Source organism: Cellulomonas sp. T2.31MG-18 (genome assembly GCF_964266755.1).
Lineage (GTDB): Bacteria > Actinomycetota > Actinomycetes > Actinomycetales > Cellulomonadaceae > Cellulomonas.
Window position 1 is genome coordinate 72,327 of the sequence record NZ_CAXWGW010000002.1, and the last position, 16,008, is coordinate 88,334.

Here is a 16,008-nt window from a genome sequence, read left to right on the forward strand (position 1 = left end):
TCGGCGCGGGTGGTTCGGTGCGGACCTCGGTCAGTCCCGCAGGTCGCGCAGCTGCGCGCGACTGGTGACGCCCAGCTTGGCGAAGACGCGGGACAGGTGGCTGTCCACCGTGCGCACCGAGAGGGTGAGTCGGTCGGCGATCGCTCGGCTGCTCAGGCCGGCGGCGGCCAGCCCGGCGATCTCGCGCTCGCGGGCCGTCAGCCGGGCCGACGGCCGCACCGACGGCAGCCACAGCCCGCGCGCGTTGAGGTCGCGGGAGGCGACCGCCACCAGCTCGGCATCCCCGGCGACGACGGCGGCGGCGTGGGCCACGAGCGCCGCGGCGCGGGAGCCGGAGACGAGGTCGCCCACCTGCTGCAGGCGGATCAGCACCGCCGTGTCCGTGGAGTCCGGGGTGCCTTGGAGGTGGCCGGCGAGCAGCACCCGGTGCAGGGCCTCCAGCTCCGTGCGGCGCAGCCCGCGCTCGGCGCACCAGCGGGCGAGTGCCAGGGCCTCAGCCCGGACGGTCGGCTGCTGCAGCCACAGGCCGGCGTCGACGAGCATCAGCCGCAGGTCCGACTCGACCATGGCGGACGCCCGGTGGGGCGCACGACGGGCCAGCTCCATCAGCTGCAGGGCGGTGGACCGGTCGCCGAGGGCGGCTGCGGAGACGGCGCCGGCGGCCGCGGCGAACTCCGTCAGTCCGTACGGGTCGAGCACGCCGAGCGTGGCGGCGGCCGCCCGGTGCTCGGCCATCGCGTCGCTCCACAGGCCGCGAGCGGCGGCCATCAGCCCGCGGCCGGTGCTGTCCGTCGAGTACTTGGTGGCGTACCCCCAGTCGCCGCCCGGTGGGACGGCGGCGATCCGCTCGGCGGCCGCGACGTCACCCGCCCACAGGTGCACCAGGAACTGGGCGGCCAGGATGTTCGAGCCGAGCCAGGGGTGCTCCCGCTCGTGCACCTCCGCCGCGCGCAGGCTGCGCGAGCCGAGCGCGATCGCCTCGCTGATCCGGCCGGTCTGCGCGAGACCGAAGACGGCCGGCGCGGCGAGGGCCAGCACGCTCGGCGACCGGTAGCCGGCCGCCTTGAGGGCTGCCAGCGACGGCTCGATGCTCTCCGTGAAGCGTCCACCGGTGCCGAGCCGCACCAGCCGGCGCACGGCGAGCGCGGAGCGCAGCGCGGCGTCGTCGTCCTCGCCGAGGTCGTCGAGGAACTGGTCGATCAGCTCCAGCGACTCGTCGGAGTCGTCGTCGTGGAACTGGTGCAGGTCCGCCGTCTGCTCCGCGAGGCGGATCTGCCGCAGGCGGTGGTCGGTGCCGGTGTCGTCCTTCGCCAGCCGCTCGGAGGCCTCGAGCAGGTCCGCGGCGGACCGCTCCGGTGCGCCGACCAGCCGCCAGGCCTCCGCCCGCAGCAGCAGCACGTCGACCCGGGGCCCGGGGCCGCCCACCGTCTGGCGCAGCGCGGCGCTGCCCACCTGGACGGCCGCCTCGGGACGGCTGAGCAGGATCGCCGCACGCATCGCCCGCAGCAGCCGCTCGCCGCTCTGGTGCACGTCGCACTCGAGCGCCCACAGCACGGACCGGAGCAGGGCCGCAGGGGACTCGTGGTCGGACCGGAAGCCGGACCGTGCGGTGCGGACCAGGGCGAACAGCTGACGACGACGCTCGTGCGGGACGAGCGCGCGCATCGCCTCGGCGAAGGCCGGCGGCGTCAGCCGCACGGTCGGTGAGAGCGGCTGGTCCAGGGCTCCCGGACCCGGATGTGCCGGGGCGGTGCCGCGCACGACGAGTCCGCGGCGGCCCAGGTCGTCGAGCACAGCGCCGTCGACGAGCCCGTCCAGGGCCGAAATCGGGACCGGTTCGGCCAGCGCCACCAGCTCCAGCGCGTCCCGTGCCGGGCGGTCCAGGCGCTCCAGGTCCCGCGCAACCGTGTCGAGCACGCGCTGACCCGGCTCGGCGCCGATCAGCCCGACCCACACGCCGTGCCGCTCCACCAGGGCGCCGCAGGCGACCTCGTGCCGCACCAGCTCACGGACGTAGAACGGGTTGCCCAGCGTCTGCAGCCAGATCCGGCGGCCGGTCTCCCCGGTGACCGGCCCCCCCAGCGCCGTCTCCACCAGCGCCTGCGTCTGCGCGGGGTCGAGCGTGCCCAGGTCGACCCGCTCGGCGATGCCGTCCTTCCACAGCTCCGACCACGGGGACGACGGCGTGCCGCGCAGCGTGGCGAGCACGCGCACCTCGCCGTCGCGCACCAGCGACGCAAGCGCCTCGGCCGCCGCCGCGTCGAGCAGGTGGGCGTCCTCGACCCGCAGCAGCACCGGCTCGGTGACGTCGTGGTGCACCCGCACGACGTGCCCGACCGGTGCCGCCGGACCCTCCGCGGGACGGGCGGCGGACCGGTGCCGGAGCGTCGCCAGGACACCACCGTCGTCGTGACCGCCGGCGGCGAGCACGGCGGGTTCGAGGTGCGGTGCCTGCGCCGGGACCAGTGCCACGGCGGCGGCCTGCACCGCCGCGGCACGCCGGTCCGCGCCCCACTCGGCCAGGACGGAGTCGAGCAGATGCGTCTTGCCGACGCCGGCGTCGCCGACGAGCAGCACGCTGCGGGACTCCGCGAGCGCCGCCAGCACGGCACGGCGGGGTCCCGGGCGGTCGACCGAGGGCCACGGGCGCACCGCCGCGTGACCGGACGCGGGTACGGACGCCGGTGCGAGGCGGATGCCGGAGGTCGCCCTCTCCGCGAGCTCGCTCATCGGCGTTCCTCGTCTCCGCGCAGGGCAGACATCGTCAGCCGCTGGGGGTCCACTTCCCGGACCGTCTGCTTCCACCCGGGTTTTCGGCCGGATCCGCCGAGGACTTTAGTCCCGGGTTAGCGCCGATATAGGGCTGCCCAGGAGGTGAAAACCCCGGGTGGTCCGGGCCCTTGGTCCCAAGATCGGTAGCGATTACGGATGTTGCCCTACGGGGCCCCTCCCTACGTTCGCGGTTGTCAGCGCCACCGGCACCGCCCTCCTGCCCGAGGATGCGGCGCAGAACAGGGAGACACAGTGCCCACGTACACCGCGCCCGGCGTCTACGTCGAGGAAGTCCCGTCGTCGCAGAAGGTCCTGGCGTCCGCGCCGACGGCCGTCGCGGCCTTCGTCGGGTTCACCGAGCGGGCCCCGCTCGACGACCCGAACGACCCGGAGGGCCTGGCCCCCCGTCTGGTCACCAGCTGGAACCAGTTCGAGCAGCTGTTCGGCGGGTTCGTCGCGGGTGCCGTGCTGCCGCTGTCCGTGTTCGGGTACTTCCAGAACGGCGGATCGCTGGCCTACATCGTCCGCATCCCGCACTCCACCCCCGCCGGTGAGCCCGCGCAGCTGGCGCTGCCCGCCGCCGACCGCTCGCTGGGCCGCCCGCTGGAGATCACCAGCGTGGAGCCGGACGCGAACGTCTCCGTGGTGGTCGAGACGCAGGACACCGACCCCGAGGCCGAGGGCCCCGCGCCCTTCACGCTGACCGTGGTGATCGGCGGCGAGGCCGTGGAGCAGTACCCCGACCTGACGTTCGGCGGCCCGCGCGACGCCGCGACGGTGATCAACAAGACGTCCACGCAGATCAAGGTGGAGCTCAAGCTCGACACCGACGCCGACGTGGCGAGCCAGCTGGAGCTGCTGAAGCCGGGCGTCTACCAGCTGGAGAAGGCCGCGCCCGTGCCGGCCCCCGTCAACGGCCGCAAGTTCGCCGGCTCGGAGGCCGCGCGCAGCGGCATCAACGGCCTCGCGATCGCCGAGGACGTCACCATGGTGATCGTCCCCGACCTGGTCACGGCCGCGACCAAGGCCGACGGCACCCTGGACCTCAACCTGTGGAAGGCCGTGCAGACGGCGCTCATCGCGCACTGCGAGCTGCACCCCAACCGCATGGCGATCCTCGACGCCCCTCCCGGGATGGGCCCGCAGCAGATCAAGGAGTGGCGCAGCGACGTCGCCATGTACGACTCGGCGTTCGCCTCGCTGTACTACCCCTGGATCAAGGTGGACAACCCGATCGGCAGCAACGGCGACGCCGAGGTGCTGATCCCGCCGTCGGGTCACGTCGCCGGCGTCTGGGCCCGCACCGACGACACCCGCGGGGTGTGGAAGGCACCGGCCAACGACACCATCCGCGGCGTGCTGGACGTCGAGCGGTCGATCACCCAGAACGAGCAGTCGCTGCTGAACCCGATCGGCATCAACTGCATCCGGCCGTTCGGCACGCGCGGCATCCGCATCTGGGGCGCCCGCACGCTGACGTCGGACACCGACTGGCAGTACATCAACGTCCGCCGGCTGTTCAACATGGTCGAGTCGACCATCATGTCCGGCACCCAGTGGGCCGTCTTCGAGCCGAACGACGTCACCCTGTGGGAGGGCGTCACCCGCACGCTCACCGGCTACCTGCACGGGCTGTGGCAGTCCGGCGCCCTGTTCGGCGCGTCGGCGGACCAGGCGTACTTCGTCAAGTGCGACGCGACCACCAACCCGCCCGAGTCGATCGACGCCGGCAAGCTCGTCGTCGAGGTCGGCCTCGCCCCGGTGAAGCCCGCGGAGTTCGTCATCTTCCGCATCAGCCAGAACAAGCAGTCCGCCAACTGACCTGATCCGGTGGGCGGCGGGCGCCCCCACCGGGAAACCGCACCCTGAGCCGAGGAGCCACCATGCCTGACGGGCTGTTCAAGACCGACCCGATCATCTCCCAGAACTTCTTCCTCGAGATCGACGGCGAGGTGGTCACGGCGCTGATGACCGTCGGCGGCCTCGACGTCGAGGTCTCCGTCGCCACCATCCAGCAGGCCGGCAAGGACGGGAAGCAGCAGCTGATCAAGACGCTCGGTGCGACCACCGCAGCGCCCGACCTCACGCTGACCCGGGTCGCCCCCGCCAAGATGGACGGCGACAAGCTCTGGGAGTGGTTCAACAACATCCGTGAGAAGGGCATCCTCAACAGCGACCGGAGCAACAACCGCAAGAACGGCTCCGTGGTGATGTACGACCACACGCACGAGGAGCTCGCGCGGTTCAACTTCTTCAACGGCTGGCCCAGCAAGATCTCCACGGACCAGCTCAGCGTGGACAGCTCGGACGCCGTGAAGGAGACGATCACCCTCACGATCGAGCGGCTCGCACGGGTCAAGTGACCATGCAGACCCGCTACGACTTCACGCTGCCGCGCGGCTACGTCGACGACAAGGGCGAGGTGCACCGCACCGGCACCATGCGGCTGGCTACGGCGCGCGACGAGCTGGAGCCGCTGCGGGACCCGACGATCGACGGTCCCGACGACCCGCGCCTGACGATCGTGGTGCTGGCGCGGGTGGTCGAGCGGCTCGGCACGCTCGAGCTGGTCACCCGGCACGAGATCGAGGGGCTGTTCGCCGCCGACCTCGCGTTTCTCCAGGACTTCTACGGGGTGATCAACTTCGGCAGCCAGGAGGAGTACGAGGAGCTGCTGGCGGCGCAGCGCGACGCCGAGGCGCCCGTGACGACGCCGGTGGTGCTGCCGGAGCAGGCGGCGGCGCCGGTGGTGGCCGGTGCCGCTGGGGCCGACGCCGGGGCTGCTGCGGTGGGCGACGGCGGCGCGGCCGCCGGTGTGCCGGTCGGGGTGGGGACGTCGGCGACGGTCACCTACGGGCGACGGTCGGCGATCGAGGAGATCCCGTCCGACGGCCGGTGACCCATGCTGCGCTACCCGGCTGAGGCGCTCTGGCAGGAGATCGCCTACCTCGCCTACCACTTGCACTGGTCGATGGCGGACCTGCTCGACCTCGAGCACCTGGACCGCGTCCGGATGGTCCGGGCGGTCTCTGCCCTGAACGAACGAGCGTGGGAGGCGGTGCGCGACGGTGGCGGGATCTGACCGGACACCGCTCGGCGGTGACCCGTCGACCACCGGGTACTTCATCTTCGAGGTGGACGGCGTCGAGATCGGCACGTTCCGCGAGGTGCGCGGTCTGGAGCTGACGGTCGACGTGGAGACCTACGTCGAGGGCGGCCAGAACCAGTACGTGCACAAGCTTCCCGGCACGCTGCACTGGCCCAACCTGGTGTTCAGCCGCGGGATGGTGGAGAGCGACGCCCTGTTCACGTGGGTCGCCAACTCGTCGGGCGAGAACTTCGCCGCCAACGGCAACAAGGTGAAGCGCAGCACGGGCGCGGTGACGGCGATCAGCTACACCGGCGAGCGGTTGCGCGCCTGGGAGTTCGCCGACGTGTTCGCCGTGCGGTGGACCGGGCCGGAGTTCAACGTGGACAGCACCGGGCAGCTGGTGGAGCAGCTCGAGGTGGCGCACAACGGGTTCCGGGCGAAGACGTCGTGAGCGGTGGCGACGTCCTGAGCGGTGCGGCCGCGGCCGCGGCCGGTGCGGGTGCGGCGGGGGAGGCGCGGGCCGGTTCGGCTGCGGCCGGTGCGGCCGCAGCGACCGGCGAGCTGAGCGCACCGCCGTCGCCGTGGGCGCGGTACGGGCCGCCGGGGTCGCCGGGTCGCCAGCTGCGGCACGGCGCGATCGGCCAGGTCGCCGCTCGCTCGCTGCGGTTCGGGTCGGCGACCGGGCGGCCGCTGGCCGTGCGGCGGGCGATCGGCGTGCCGGCCAGCGTGCAGGCGAACGGCGCGGGGCTGGCGACCGTGCGGGCACCCCGGTGGTGGCGGCGGTCCGCGCGCGCGGTCGAGGCGACGGGGGTCGACGGCGGCACGGTCGCGGGGACGACGACGAGCCCGGCAGCCCCGACGACCGGGCCGGCCGGCGCGGTGAGCGCCGCCGCCGAGCTGCCGGCACGCGGGCTGCGCCGGGTGGTGCATAGCGTGCCGACCGAGGAGTCGCACGGCCCCGGCAGCCTGTCCGTCACCGCGGCACCGCGCACGCTGCCGATGCGGCTGCCCGCCGAGGTGACCGCCGCCGGCGCGATGATCACCTCGCTCGACCGGCGGCGTCGGACGGCACCGCCTCCACCCAGGGATGCCGGCGGGGCGCAGGTCGGTTCGCCGGGGAAGACCTCGGGGGCCGGCAGCGCGCCCGACCTGCCGCGTCGCGGCACGTCGGCCGGTTCCCCGCAGGCGGCCGTGCGGCGGGATGCCGAGCAGCGTGGGCCGGCGCGGCCGAGGCCGACGGACGGCACGGCTGCGGTGACCCGGGGAGGTGCTGGTGCGGCCCGTCAGGCGGGGACGTCGACGCCCGGGACGCCGGGGCGGGCGACGCCGGTGAGCCGCTTCGTCCGACGACGGCTGGCTGCCAGCGAGGCGGCACGGGCGGCGGGTGACGCGCGCGCGGCCGGTGATGTGCGAGCCACGGGCGGTGCCCAGGAGAGCGGCCGCGGCGCGGCCACGCTCGGCACGTCCACGTCCTCGTCCACGCCGAGGCCCACGTCCACCTCCAGGCCCGCGGCGCGCACGGCGGGGACGGTTGCTGCACCGCGAGCGCGGGCGACGCGGCACGGTGGGGCCGAGCCCGTCGGGACGTCGGGGGCAGCGTCGAACGACCCTGCGGTGAGCGGCGAGGCCTCGGGGACGAGCCGAGCGTCGAACCTGGCGGTTCGGCGGGTACCGCTGTCGCTCGCCCCGCTCGGGGTCGCACCGGACGGGGCCACGGCAGCGACGGACGGTGCGCTCGGCGGACCGTTGCGGCGCGCGTTGGGAGCGCCGGTGCGGCTGCGACCCGCGGGTGCCGGGACGGTCGGAGCGCCGATCGGCGGCGGACGACTGCGGTCCGGCGCTGGTGCCCGCTCCGCCGGGCCGCGTCCGGAGGCGCGTCCGGCCAGGGGCGATACGTCTGGCGCGGTGCGGGCAGCGGCCTCCGCGGCCCCCGCGGCGGCTGCGCCACCGGCCTCGTCGGCGCCGACCCGCAGCCCTGGCGCTCCGACACCGTTGGCTCCGCCCGCCGCCCTCCGGCCGACGAGTGCGCAGCCGACCGCAGCGCAGCCCGTACCTGCGGCGCCGACCGCCGTTCAGCGCACCGCAGGCGCGCCGAGCCCTGCTCAGCCGACCACAGCTCAGCCGACCACAGCCCAGCCGACCTCTGCCCAGCCGGACGCTGCTCAACCGGCCGCTGCCCAACCGGCCGCAGCCGTCGCCGCGCCGGCACAGCCGAGCAGTGCTCCGACGGGTGCTGCGCAGTCGATCACCGCTCAGCCCACCGCTCCGGTCGATGCCCATGCCCGGCCGTCCACCGACCCCCCGGCGACCGACCGGCAGACGGCTCCCCCGACCGCCACCGCCCCGTCCGCAGCCGACTCGAAGGCGAACTTGGCGGCCGAGGCAGCCGGCATCCCGGCCGGAGCCGGCGCAGACTCGGCGGGCCGCAGCGCGACGTCCGTCCCGGCACAGCGACTCGCCGCTCCGGATGCCGTCGTGCACGGGACGTCGCGGCGTGCACGCCGGGCCGCGAGCGTGCGTCGGTACAGCGGGCTGCCGGTGGCGATCGACCGGCTGGCCGTCGGGCACGGCGCCGACGACGGGCTGCTTGGCGGCGCGGCCAGTGCCGGGCGCGCGGTGCGCAGCTGGGGAGCGTCGGCCGTCGCCTCCGCCCGCCACGCAGGGGCCCTGACCGCCGGGACCGAGCGTGGCGTCGCGGCCGATGCGGGCCGCCGTGCAGCAGTCCTGACCGGTGGGACGTCCATCGCTGGTGGGACGTCGCTGCAGCGGGTCGCGCCGCGCGGCGTGCTGCCGGTGCCGACCGGGGCCGCGGCGCGGGCCGGCGCGCGGACGGACGGACGCCGCGTAGCACCGGTGCGGCGGGTCCACGCCGCACCCGGAGGCCGCTCGTGGTCGCTCGGCATCGTCGGTCCGGAGGGACCCGGCTCGCCTGCGTCGCCGAACCGACCGGGCCGACCGGACGGAGCTCCTGCGCCCATGCGCCGGCGAGCGGACGCCGCGGCGCCCACCGTCCGTCCCCTCGTGGCCGCCGGAGGGCGACCGACACCCGTCTCCGCACCTGCGCCGGGCGACGTCCGACGCAGCGCACACGCGGCGCTGGGCGCCGTCGTGGTGGGCGCCGCCGGGCCCGTCGAGCTCGCGGCGTCGACAGCCGTCTCGCGCGGCTCCGCGGCGCCCGCGTCCCACCGCAGCGCCGGCTCGGCGCTGACCGTGCACCGCAGCGTCGCCGGGGCGCCGGCCCCGTCGCGCCGCAGCCCCGCTGCGGTGCTGAGCCTGCACCGCAGCGCCGCCGCGCCGGTGGAGCTGTCCGGGGTCGCCTCTGGCTTCGTCGTGCTCCCGCCGCGCACCACGGGCCTCGGTGGTCGACCGGGAGGGCCGCCGGAGCCGTCGTCGGCCCGCGCCGGCCGGCGGCCGTCGGACCGCCCTACGCCGTCGTCCGGCCCTACCGACGCTCTGCGTCGCTCGGTCTCCGCCCCCGCACCGTCCACCGCGGGGACGCCGGCCGGGTCCGTCCCGGCGAGGCTCGCCGCCCTGGTCGCCGCCGAGGCGGCCGGTGCGTTCGAGAGCACCTCCGCCAGCCGTGCCGGCTGGTCGGGCACGGCATTCGCCACCGGCTCGGGCGGCTCCGTCGGCGGAGCTTCCGGTCTCGTCGGCGTCCCCGGCGCCGCCACCGTCCTGCGCACCACCGAGGGAGCCGTCATGAGCCCGAGCGCCGCGGACCGGGTCAGCCGGTCCTGGTCCCCGCCGGAGGACCCATCGCAGGCCGTGCTCCCGCCCGAGGTGATGGACGAGCTGGTGGACCGGGTGCTGGAGCGGCTGGAGGACCGCGTGGTCGAGGAGCTCGAGCGGCGCGGACGCCGCCGGATGCCGGGGGTGTTCTGATGGCCGCGACCGAGAAGGCGTTCCTGGAGATCGAGAGCGGCGAACGGCTGCCCTGCCTGTTCAACCCGGCGCAGCTGGCGATCACGCGCAGCAACAGCTGGGCGGGGGAGTCGATGCCGGGCCGGGGCGTGCCGCGGCTGCGCTACACCGGTGCGCGACCGGCGACGATGGCCGTCGAGCTGTTCTTCGACACCACCAACGACGGCACCGCCGTCACGCGGTACACCGGCAAGATCCTCGGGCTGATGGAGGTGGACCCGTCGTTGCCGGGGGCCAACGACGCGACCCACAACGCCCGGCCGCCGTACGTGACGTTCCACTGGGGCGACCTGCACTCGTTCAAGGCCGTCATCGCGCACCTCGACCTGACGTTCACCTACTTCTCGTCGACCGGCGTCCCGCTGCGCGCCACGCTCGCGCTGGTGCTGCGCCAGTACGAGGAGTCGCACGCGTTCGGCCCCCAGAACCCGACCTCCGGCACGCCCCGCCCGCACCGCGTCCACCAGGTGCAGCCCGGCGAGACGCTCGACCGCATCGCCGCCCGGTACTACGGCGACGCGACCCGCTGGCGGACGCTCGCCGTCGCCAACGGCATCGAGGACCCGCTGTCGCTGCGTCCCGGCTCCCGGCTGTCCATCCCGCGGCTGGAGGTGTGAGCGTGTCCGTCGCCCCCCTCGCCTCCGACGGCATGGCGCTCGCCCCGGTGATCGCCGCCAACGGCACCGAGCTGCCGACCGTCTGGAGCAACGCTCTGGTCGAGCTGCGCGTGCGGCGTGCCGTGCGCACCATCGGGCGCTGCACCATGCGGTTCGTCGATCCCGGCTACACCCTGGCGCAGGCGAGCAAGCTCAAGGTCGGCACGGCGGTGCGGGTCAGCGCGAAGGGCGTCGAGCACGGTGCCACCGCGACGGTGGTCTTCCAGGGCAAGGTGACGTCGACCGGCGTGGAGCACCGCGACGGGGGTCAGCCGGAGCTGCACGTCGTCGCGGAGGACCTGGCCTTCGAGCTGAGCCGGTCCGCGCGGGCGGCGACCTTCCTCAACGTCACGGCGTCGCAGATCGTGGAGAAGGTGGTCCGTGCGGCCGGTGCGCAGCCGTCGGTGACGGCCACGACGGCGACGCTGGAGTACACGCTGCAGACCGACACCGACCTCGCCTTCGTCGACGAGCTGTGCCGGCGCAACGGGCTGGACTGGGAGATGGACGGCTCCACGTTCCGGGCGTGGGCCCTGCCGGACGGGACCGGGTCGGCGGCCGTGCGGCTCGCGGTGGGCGACAGCCTTCGGGACTTCTCCGCACGGGTGTACGCCGATGCGCCGAGCTCGGTGCGGGTGCGCGGCTGGGACCACCTGAAGAAGACCGCGGTGGTGGGCGACGCGCAGACCAGCCGGTCGGCGGTGCCGGACGGGCTGGGGTCCCTGGCGCCGGCCTCCGGGCTGGCGACGGCGACCGTGCTGGACGCGCAGGCCGGGCCGGTGGACCAGTCGGACGCCGAGGCGCTGGCCAAGGCCGTCGGCCGGTTGAACGGCGCGGTGCTGGCCCGGGGACGGTGCGAGATCACACCCACGCTGCGACCCGGGGTGCTGGTGCAGGTCCGCGACGGCGGTCCGTCCTCCGGCACCTACTACGTGCGCGAGGTGGAGCACACCTACCGGCCGGCCGGGTTCCACACCACCTTCGTCGCGGGTGACCGGGAGCCAGGCACGCTCGTCGCACCGGCCGTCGCGACGGGGACCGCGTCGAGCTTCACGCACGACGGGCTGGTGGTGGGACTGGTCTCCGCCATCGACCAGGACCCGCAGCAGGCGGGCCGGGTCAAGGTGTCGCTGCCCGGCCTCGACAGCACGATCGATTCGCAGTGGGCTCGGGTGGCGGTCCTCGGTGGCGGGGCCGACCGCGGGATGGTGTTCATGCCCGAGGTCGGCGACGAGGTGCTGGTCGGCTTCGAGGGCGGCGACGTTCGCCGGCCCGTGGTGCTGGGTGGGCTGTTCGGGAGCCAGGACAAGATCCCGACGAACCTCGTGGCCGACGGCGCGGTGGCGCACCGCACGCTGACCTCCCGGCTGGGTCACGTCGTCGAGCTGGCCGACGGGAGGGACGCCGCGACGCAGCACATCCGGCTGGCGCTCGCGGGCGGTGAGGTGCGGCTGCGGCTGGGCAAGGACAAGGCGGACCTGACGCTGCCGGACGGCGTGCCGCTGACCATCGCCTCGGGCTCGTCGTCCATCAAGCTCGACGGCCACGGCGCCATCACGCTGTCCGGCACCACCATCTCGATCAAGGCGACCCAGGACCTGACGCTCGAGGGCGTCCAGGTGACCGCCAAGGGCACCGCGAAGGTGGCCGCCTCCGCCCCCGAGGTGGACCTGAAGGCCGACGGGACCGCCACGCTGCAGTCCTCCGGCATCACCGCAGTCAAGGGATCGATGGTGCAGATCAACTGATGAGCCTCTCGATCCCCGACCCCACGCAGGCCGTCCCCGACGCGTCGTTCATCGGGCGCGGCTTCAGCTGGCCCCTCGAGGTGGACCACCGCGGCGCGATCCGGCTGACCCAGGGCCCGGAGGACCTCGACCGGTCCATCCGCGTGGTGCTGCTGACCGCCCCGGGCGAGCGCGTGATGCGACCCCAGTTCGGCTGCCGCATCTGGGACCTGCTGTTCGAGCCGGTCAACGCCAACCTGCTCGGCCTGATCGCCGAGGCGGTGCGGGACGCCCTCGCGCAGTGGGAGCCGCGCGTCGAGGTGGAGGACGTCGAGCCGGTGCAGGACGAGGACGACGGCGGCCTGGTCCGCATCGCCATCCGCTACCGGGTCCGCGCGACGAACGACCGCCGCAACCTCGTCTACCCCTTCTACGTGATCCCGCGTGAGGACTCCTGATGCCGCCGATCCCCCCTCCGAACCTCGACGACCGGTCCTTCCAGGACATCGTCGACGAGACCAAGCGGCTGATCCCGCGGTTCACCCCCGAGTGGACCAACCACAACGTGTCCGACCCCGGCGTCGCGCTGATCGAGCTGTTCGCGTGGATGAGCGAGATGGTGCTGTTCCGGGTGAACCAGGTGCCCGAGCGGCTGTACGTGCACTTCCTCAACCTGGCCGGCATCGAGCCGTTCCCGCCGTCGGTGGCCCGCACGGACGTGACGTTCTGGCTCTCGGCACCATCCGAGCGGCCGCTGACCATCCCGGCCGGCACCGAGGTGACCACGTCCACCAGTGCGGTGGACGCCGTCGTGTTCTCCACCGAGCACGAGGCGGTGGTGAGCCCGCCGCGGATGATCGCCGCCCACTCGGCACGGGCCCGCGGCGAGCAGACGGTGGACGCCTGGGAGGACCTGACCTACCCCGGCAGCGCCGTGACCTGCTTCGTCTCCGACCCGCTCGAGCCCGGTGACGCGACCCTCTTTGGCTTCGCCGAGTCGCTGGCGGGGGCCGCCCTGCGGCTGACCGTCCAGGCGTCCGCGCAGGGCATCGGTGTCGACCCGACCAACCCGCCGCTGGCGTGGGACGTGTGGACGGGTGAGGCGTGGACGCCGGTGCGCGTGCAGCAGGACACCACGGGCGGGCTGAACCGCGACGGGCAGATCGTGCTGCTGGTGCCGCAGGCGCACGCCTCCTTGATGCTGGCGGGCACGACGGCGTACTGGCTGCGGGTGCGGCTGGTGCGCCCGGCGCCCGGGCAGCCGACGTACCAGGCGTCGCCGCGGCTGGAGTCGGTGCGCGCCGAGGTGGTGGGCCTGACGGTGCCCGCCGAGCACGCGATGACCGTCGGGCCGGAGAACCTGGGCCGGTCGGTCGGCGTCCCGGCGCAGCAGTTCCGCGTCGCGTCGGTGCCGGTGGCGGCGCGGCGCGACGGCGAGCACGTGCGGGTGGTGACGACGGTGGGCGCCGAGGACTGGACCGAGGTGGCCGACTTCTCCGAGTCCGGGCCGGCGGACCGGCACGTGGTGTGGGAGTCGTCCACCGGCGTGGTGCGGTTCGGACCGCGCGTGCGGTACGCCGACGGGTCGGTGCGCCAGCACGGCGCGATCCCGCCGGACGGTGCGCTGGTGCAGGTGACGGGCTACCGGCACGGCGGCGGTGCGGCCGGCAACGTCGGCGCGCGCACGCTGACCGAGCTGCGGTCCACGCTGCCGTTCGTCGCCAGCGTGGTGAACCTGGTGCCCGCGGCCGGTGGTGTCGACGCGGAGACGGTGGACGAGGCGAAGGTGCGCGGGCCGCTGTCGCTGCGCACCGGGCAGCGGGCCGTCACCGCCGGGGACTACGAGCGGCTGACGCGCGAGACGTCCGTCGAGGTGGCCCGGGCGCGGTGCCTGCCGGGCACGGCGACGGAGAACGGTGCCGTTCGGGTGCTCGTCGTGCCGCAGGTGCGCACCGACCCGCGCAACCACAAGATCGACGACTTCGCGCTGTCCGAGCCGCTGCTGCACGCGATCGCCGACGTGCTCGAGGAGCGCCGCTGCGTCGGCGTCGCCGTCGAGATCGGCACGCCGTTCTACCAGGGCGTCAGCGTGGCGGCCCTGGTCAGGGCGTTGCCAGGCCGGCCGGTGGCGCTGGTGCGCCAGCGCGTGCTCGCCGTGGTGGACCGCTACGTCAACCCGCTGACCGGTGGCCCGTCGGGTAACGGGTGGCCGTTCGACCAGGACATCACCGCCGCCGAGATCGCCCAGCTGCTCGAGGCGGTCGAGGGCGTGGAGCGCGTCGAGGAGGTGCAGCTGTTCGAGTACGACCTGCGCACCGGCCGGCGCCTGGGCAGCGGCCGCGACGTGCTGCACCCCGAGCCGCACACCCTGTTCCTGTCCGCCGAGCACCGGGTGGTGGTCCGATGAGCCGCGACACGTGGCTGGTGGACCAGCTGCCCGTCGGGATGGTGAGCGACGAGTTCTTCGCGCGGTTCGTCTCGATCTTCCAGGCCGAGGCCGGCACGCTGCTGGCGCACGGCGACAACCTGCCGCACCTGGCCGACCCCACCGTGGCGCCGCCGGCGATGGTGCGCTGGATGGCCGACTGGATCGGCCTGGACGGCATCGACCCGGACCTGCCGGAGCTGACCCAGCGGCGCCTGGTCACCATGGCGGCGCGCACGATGCGTCGGCGCGGGACGCCGGGCGCCCTGCAGAGCTTCCTCGAGCTGTTCAGCGGCGGCCCCGCGCTGGTGGAGGACGGCGGCGGCGTGTGGCGGGAGGGCGACGCGCCGGCCGACCACGCCTGGGTGGTCATGCACGTGCAGTCCACGGGTGGGCTGGACGACGTCGACTTCGTCGCGCTGATCGCGGACCACGTGCCTGCGCACGTGCGCGCGCAGCTGTGGGTGGGCGACCGGGACATCTGGTCGCAGGCGCGTGCCGAGGAGGGGCGACGTGGCTGAGCCCGTGCGAGTGCCGGCGTTCGCCGCCCCGACGGGGCCGCTGCGGCCGGAGACGGCGCCGACAGTCGTCGTCCGCACCCCCGCGCTCGCGGCCGCGACCCCTGCGCCGGCTGCGGTTCCCGCGCCGGCCGAGGTGACCATCGTCTGCCCCGAGTGCGGTACGGCCTCCCCGGTCGCGCTGGCCCGTCGGGACGCCGACGACTTCTGCCCGACGTGCGACTACCCGCTGTTCTGGGCGCGCCCGCAGGACCGCACGGTGCCGCCGCAGGACGGCCCCGACGACGCCCGACGGCGCTCGCCCGGCGCGTCCGGCGCGCTGCTGCTGGCCACCGTGCCGTGCCCGGTGTGCGAGGAGCTGAACCTGCCGTCCGCGGTGGTGTGCGTGCGGTGCGGGGCCGACATGGTGCCCCCGCCGCCGCCCGTCCCGGTGCCGCTGCCGGTGCCCGAGCCCGTGGTGGTGGTGCCCGTGGTGGTGCCGCGGGAGCAGCCGAAGGTGCGGTTCCCGTGGTGGTGGTACCTGGCGATGGCCGCGATCGGCGGCATCGCGTGGTGGGTCAGCACGCACTACTGAGCGGCGGATTGGCCGGTGGGCGGCGTTTGAACCGCGGCAGAAAATGGCACGGTTCTGGAATCCGCGCCCCACCGTCGGCACGGGAGTCGAGCACAGGTGGGAATCCCCCGAACTTCCGCCGGGGAGCCCGGCGTGCGGCCGACCGCCCTGACCGGCGCGTGGCCGCGACACGGCCTCGTTGCCCACGGGGCTCCGCCTAGGATCAACTCCACATTCTGAACGACGCACCTGATCAGCGACCTCCCTGGAGAGCCGAGGGCGACAAGTCGGCGGGTCCCGCCTCTTCGTCGGACCCGTTTGTAGACGAACAGGGCCCACCGTGCC

General features: G+C 74.5%; 14 protein-coding genes. 12 read left to right on the plus strand and 2 right to left on the minus strand.

Features of this window, described 5'->3' with window-relative positions; all coding sequences use genetic code 11:
- Positions 1 to 30: 30 nt before the first annotated feature.
- Complete coding sequence (locus ACFQTY_RS08165; protein WP_378099269.1) at positions 31 to 2,730, minus strand: LuxR C-terminal-related transcriptional regulator; 2,700 nt, start codon at positions 2,728 to 2,730, stop codon at positions 31 to 33.
- 294 nt (positions 2,731 to 3,024) lie between these two features.
- On the opposite strand from ACFQTY_RS08165, the gene ACFQTY_RS08170 reads away from it, so the two are divergent.
- The 5 genes from ACFQTY_RS08170 to ACFQTY_RS08190 all read left to right on the plus strand — a co-directional run bounded on the left by ACFQTY_RS08170 (position 3,025) and on the right by ACFQTY_RS08190 (position 6,314).
- The gene (locus ACFQTY_RS08170) at positions 3,025 to 4,593 is read left to right on the plus strand and encodes a phage tail sheath family protein (protein WP_378099271.1); all 1,569 of its coding nucleotides are present in this window, start codon (positions 3,025 to 3,027) and stop codon (positions 4,591 to 4,593) included.
- A gap of 62 nt (positions 4,594 to 4,655) precedes the next feature.
- A complete protein-coding gene (locus ACFQTY_RS08175; RefSeq protein ID WP_337974290.1) occupies positions 4,656 to 5,135 on the plus strand; it encodes a phage tail protein in 480 nt (159 codons plus the stop codon).
- A 2-nt stretch (positions 5,136 to 5,137) separates the two neighbouring features.
- The gene (locus ACFQTY_RS08180; protein ID WP_378100701.1) at positions 5,138 to 5,671 is read left to right on the plus strand and encodes a hypothetical protein; all 534 of its coding nucleotides are present in this window, start codon (positions 5,138 to 5,140) and stop codon (positions 5,669 to 5,671) included.
- A gap of 3 nt (positions 5,672 to 5,674) precedes the next feature.
- The gene (locus ACFQTY_RS08185; RefSeq protein ID WP_291761005.1) at positions 5,675 to 5,854 is read left to right on the plus strand and encodes a DUF6760 family protein; all 180 of its coding nucleotides are present in this window, start codon (positions 5,675 to 5,677) and stop codon (positions 5,852 to 5,854) included.
- A complete protein-coding gene (locus ACFQTY_RS08190) occupies positions 5,841 to 6,314 on the plus strand; it encodes a phage tail protein (protein ID WP_263732261.1) in 474 nt (157 codons plus the stop codon). Before ACFQTY_RS08185 ends, ACFQTY_RS08190 begins: the two co-directional genes overlap by 14 nt.
- An 832-nt stretch (positions 6,315 to 7,146) precedes the next feature.
- On the opposite strand, the gene ACFQTY_RS08195 is transcribed toward ACFQTY_RS08190, so the two are convergent.
- A complete protein-coding gene (locus ACFQTY_RS08195) occupies positions 7,147 to 7,383 on the minus strand; it encodes a hypothetical protein (RefSeq protein ID WP_378099275.1) in 237 nt (78 codons plus the stop codon).
- A gap of 1,456 nt (positions 7,384 to 8,839) precedes the next feature.
- Between ACFQTY_RS08195 and ACFQTY_RS08200 the strand changes: the two genes are divergently transcribed.
- Genes ACFQTY_RS08200 through ACFQTY_RS08230 form a run of 7 tightly spaced genes read left to right on the plus strand, consistent with a single transcriptional unit; the run spans position 8,840 to position 15,684 of the window.
- Positions 8,840 to 9,745, plus strand: a complete 906-nt coding sequence (locus ACFQTY_RS08200) for a hypothetical protein (RefSeq protein WP_378099277.1) — start codon at positions 8,840 to 8,842, stop codon at positions 9,743 to 9,745.
- The gene (locus tag ACFQTY_RS08205) at positions 9,745 to 10,401 is read left to right on the plus strand and encodes a LysM peptidoglycan-binding domain-containing protein (protein WP_378099279.1); all 657 of its coding nucleotides are present in this window, start codon (positions 9,745 to 9,747) and stop codon (positions 10,399 to 10,401) included. Before ACFQTY_RS08200 ends, ACFQTY_RS08205 begins: the two co-directional genes overlap by 1 nt.
- Before the next feature lie 2 nt (positions 10,402 to 10,403).
- Positions 10,404 to 12,188: a phage baseplate assembly protein V gene (locus ACFQTY_RS08210; protein ID WP_378099281.1), complete on the plus strand. Its 1,785-nt coding sequence runs from the start codon at positions 10,404 to 10,406 to the stop codon at positions 12,186 to 12,188.
- On the plus strand, positions 12,188 to 12,625 hold the full coding sequence (locus ACFQTY_RS08215; RefSeq protein WP_263731318.1) for a GPW/gp25 family protein: 438 nt from the start codon (positions 12,188 to 12,190) through the stop codon (positions 12,623 to 12,625). The genes ACFQTY_RS08210 and ACFQTY_RS08215 overlap by 1 nt, the downstream gene beginning before the upstream one ends.
- Entirely contained in the window at positions 12,625 to 14,574 is a 1,950-nt protein-coding gene (locus ACFQTY_RS08220) for a putative baseplate assembly protein (protein WP_378099284.1), read from the plus strand. The genes ACFQTY_RS08215 and ACFQTY_RS08220 overlap by 1 nt, the downstream gene beginning before the upstream one ends.
- Positions 14,571 to 15,113, plus strand: coding sequence for a phage tail protein (locus ACFQTY_RS08225; RefSeq protein WP_378099286.1), 543 nt, complete (start codon positions 14,571 to 14,573; stop codon positions 15,111 to 15,113). The genes ACFQTY_RS08220 and ACFQTY_RS08225 overlap by 4 nt, the downstream gene beginning before the upstream one ends.
- Positions 15,106 to 15,684, plus strand: coding sequence for a hypothetical protein (locus tag ACFQTY_RS08230; protein WP_378099288.1), 579 nt, complete (start codon positions 15,106 to 15,108; stop codon positions 15,682 to 15,684). Before ACFQTY_RS08225 ends, ACFQTY_RS08230 begins: the two co-directional genes overlap by 8 nt.
- Positions 15,685 to 16,008: the final 324 nt, after the last annotated feature.

Coding starts and splice junctions, on each gene's coding strand:
- ACFQTY_RS08185 (WP_291761005.1), top strand. CDS start 5,675: ATGCTGCGCTACCCGGCTGAGGCGCTCTGGCAGGAGATCGCCTACCTC.
- ACFQTY_RS08205 (WP_378099279.1), top strand. CDS start 9,745: ATGGCCGCGACCGAGAAGGCGTTCCTGGAGATCGAGAGCGGCGAACGG.
- ACFQTY_RS08200 (WP_378099277.1), top strand. CDS start 8,840: ATGCGCCGGCGAGCGGACGCCGCGGCGCCCACCGTCCGTCCCCTCGTG.
- ACFQTY_RS08165 (WP_378099269.1), bottom strand. CDS start 2,730: ATGAGCGAGCTCGCGGAGAGGGCGACCTCCGGCATCCGCCTCGCACCG.
- ACFQTY_RS08220 (WP_378099284.1), top strand. CDS start 12,625: ATGCCGCCGATCCCCCCTCCGAACCTCGACGACCGGTCCTTCCAGGAC.
- ACFQTY_RS08215 (WP_263731318.1), top strand. CDS start 12,188: ATGAGCCTCTCGATCCCCGACCCCACGCAGGCCGTCCCCGACGCGTCG.
- ACFQTY_RS08225 (WP_378099286.1), top strand. CDS start 14,571: ATGAGCCGCGACACGTGGCTGGTGGACCAGCTGCCCGTCGGGATGGTG.
- ACFQTY_RS08180 (WP_378100701.1), top strand. CDS start 5,138: ATGCAGACCCGCTACGACTTCACGCTGCCGCGCGGCTACGTCGACGAC.
- ACFQTY_RS08175 (WP_337974290.1), top strand. CDS start 4,656: ATGCCTGACGGGCTGTTCAAGACCGACCCGATCATCTCCCAGAACTTC.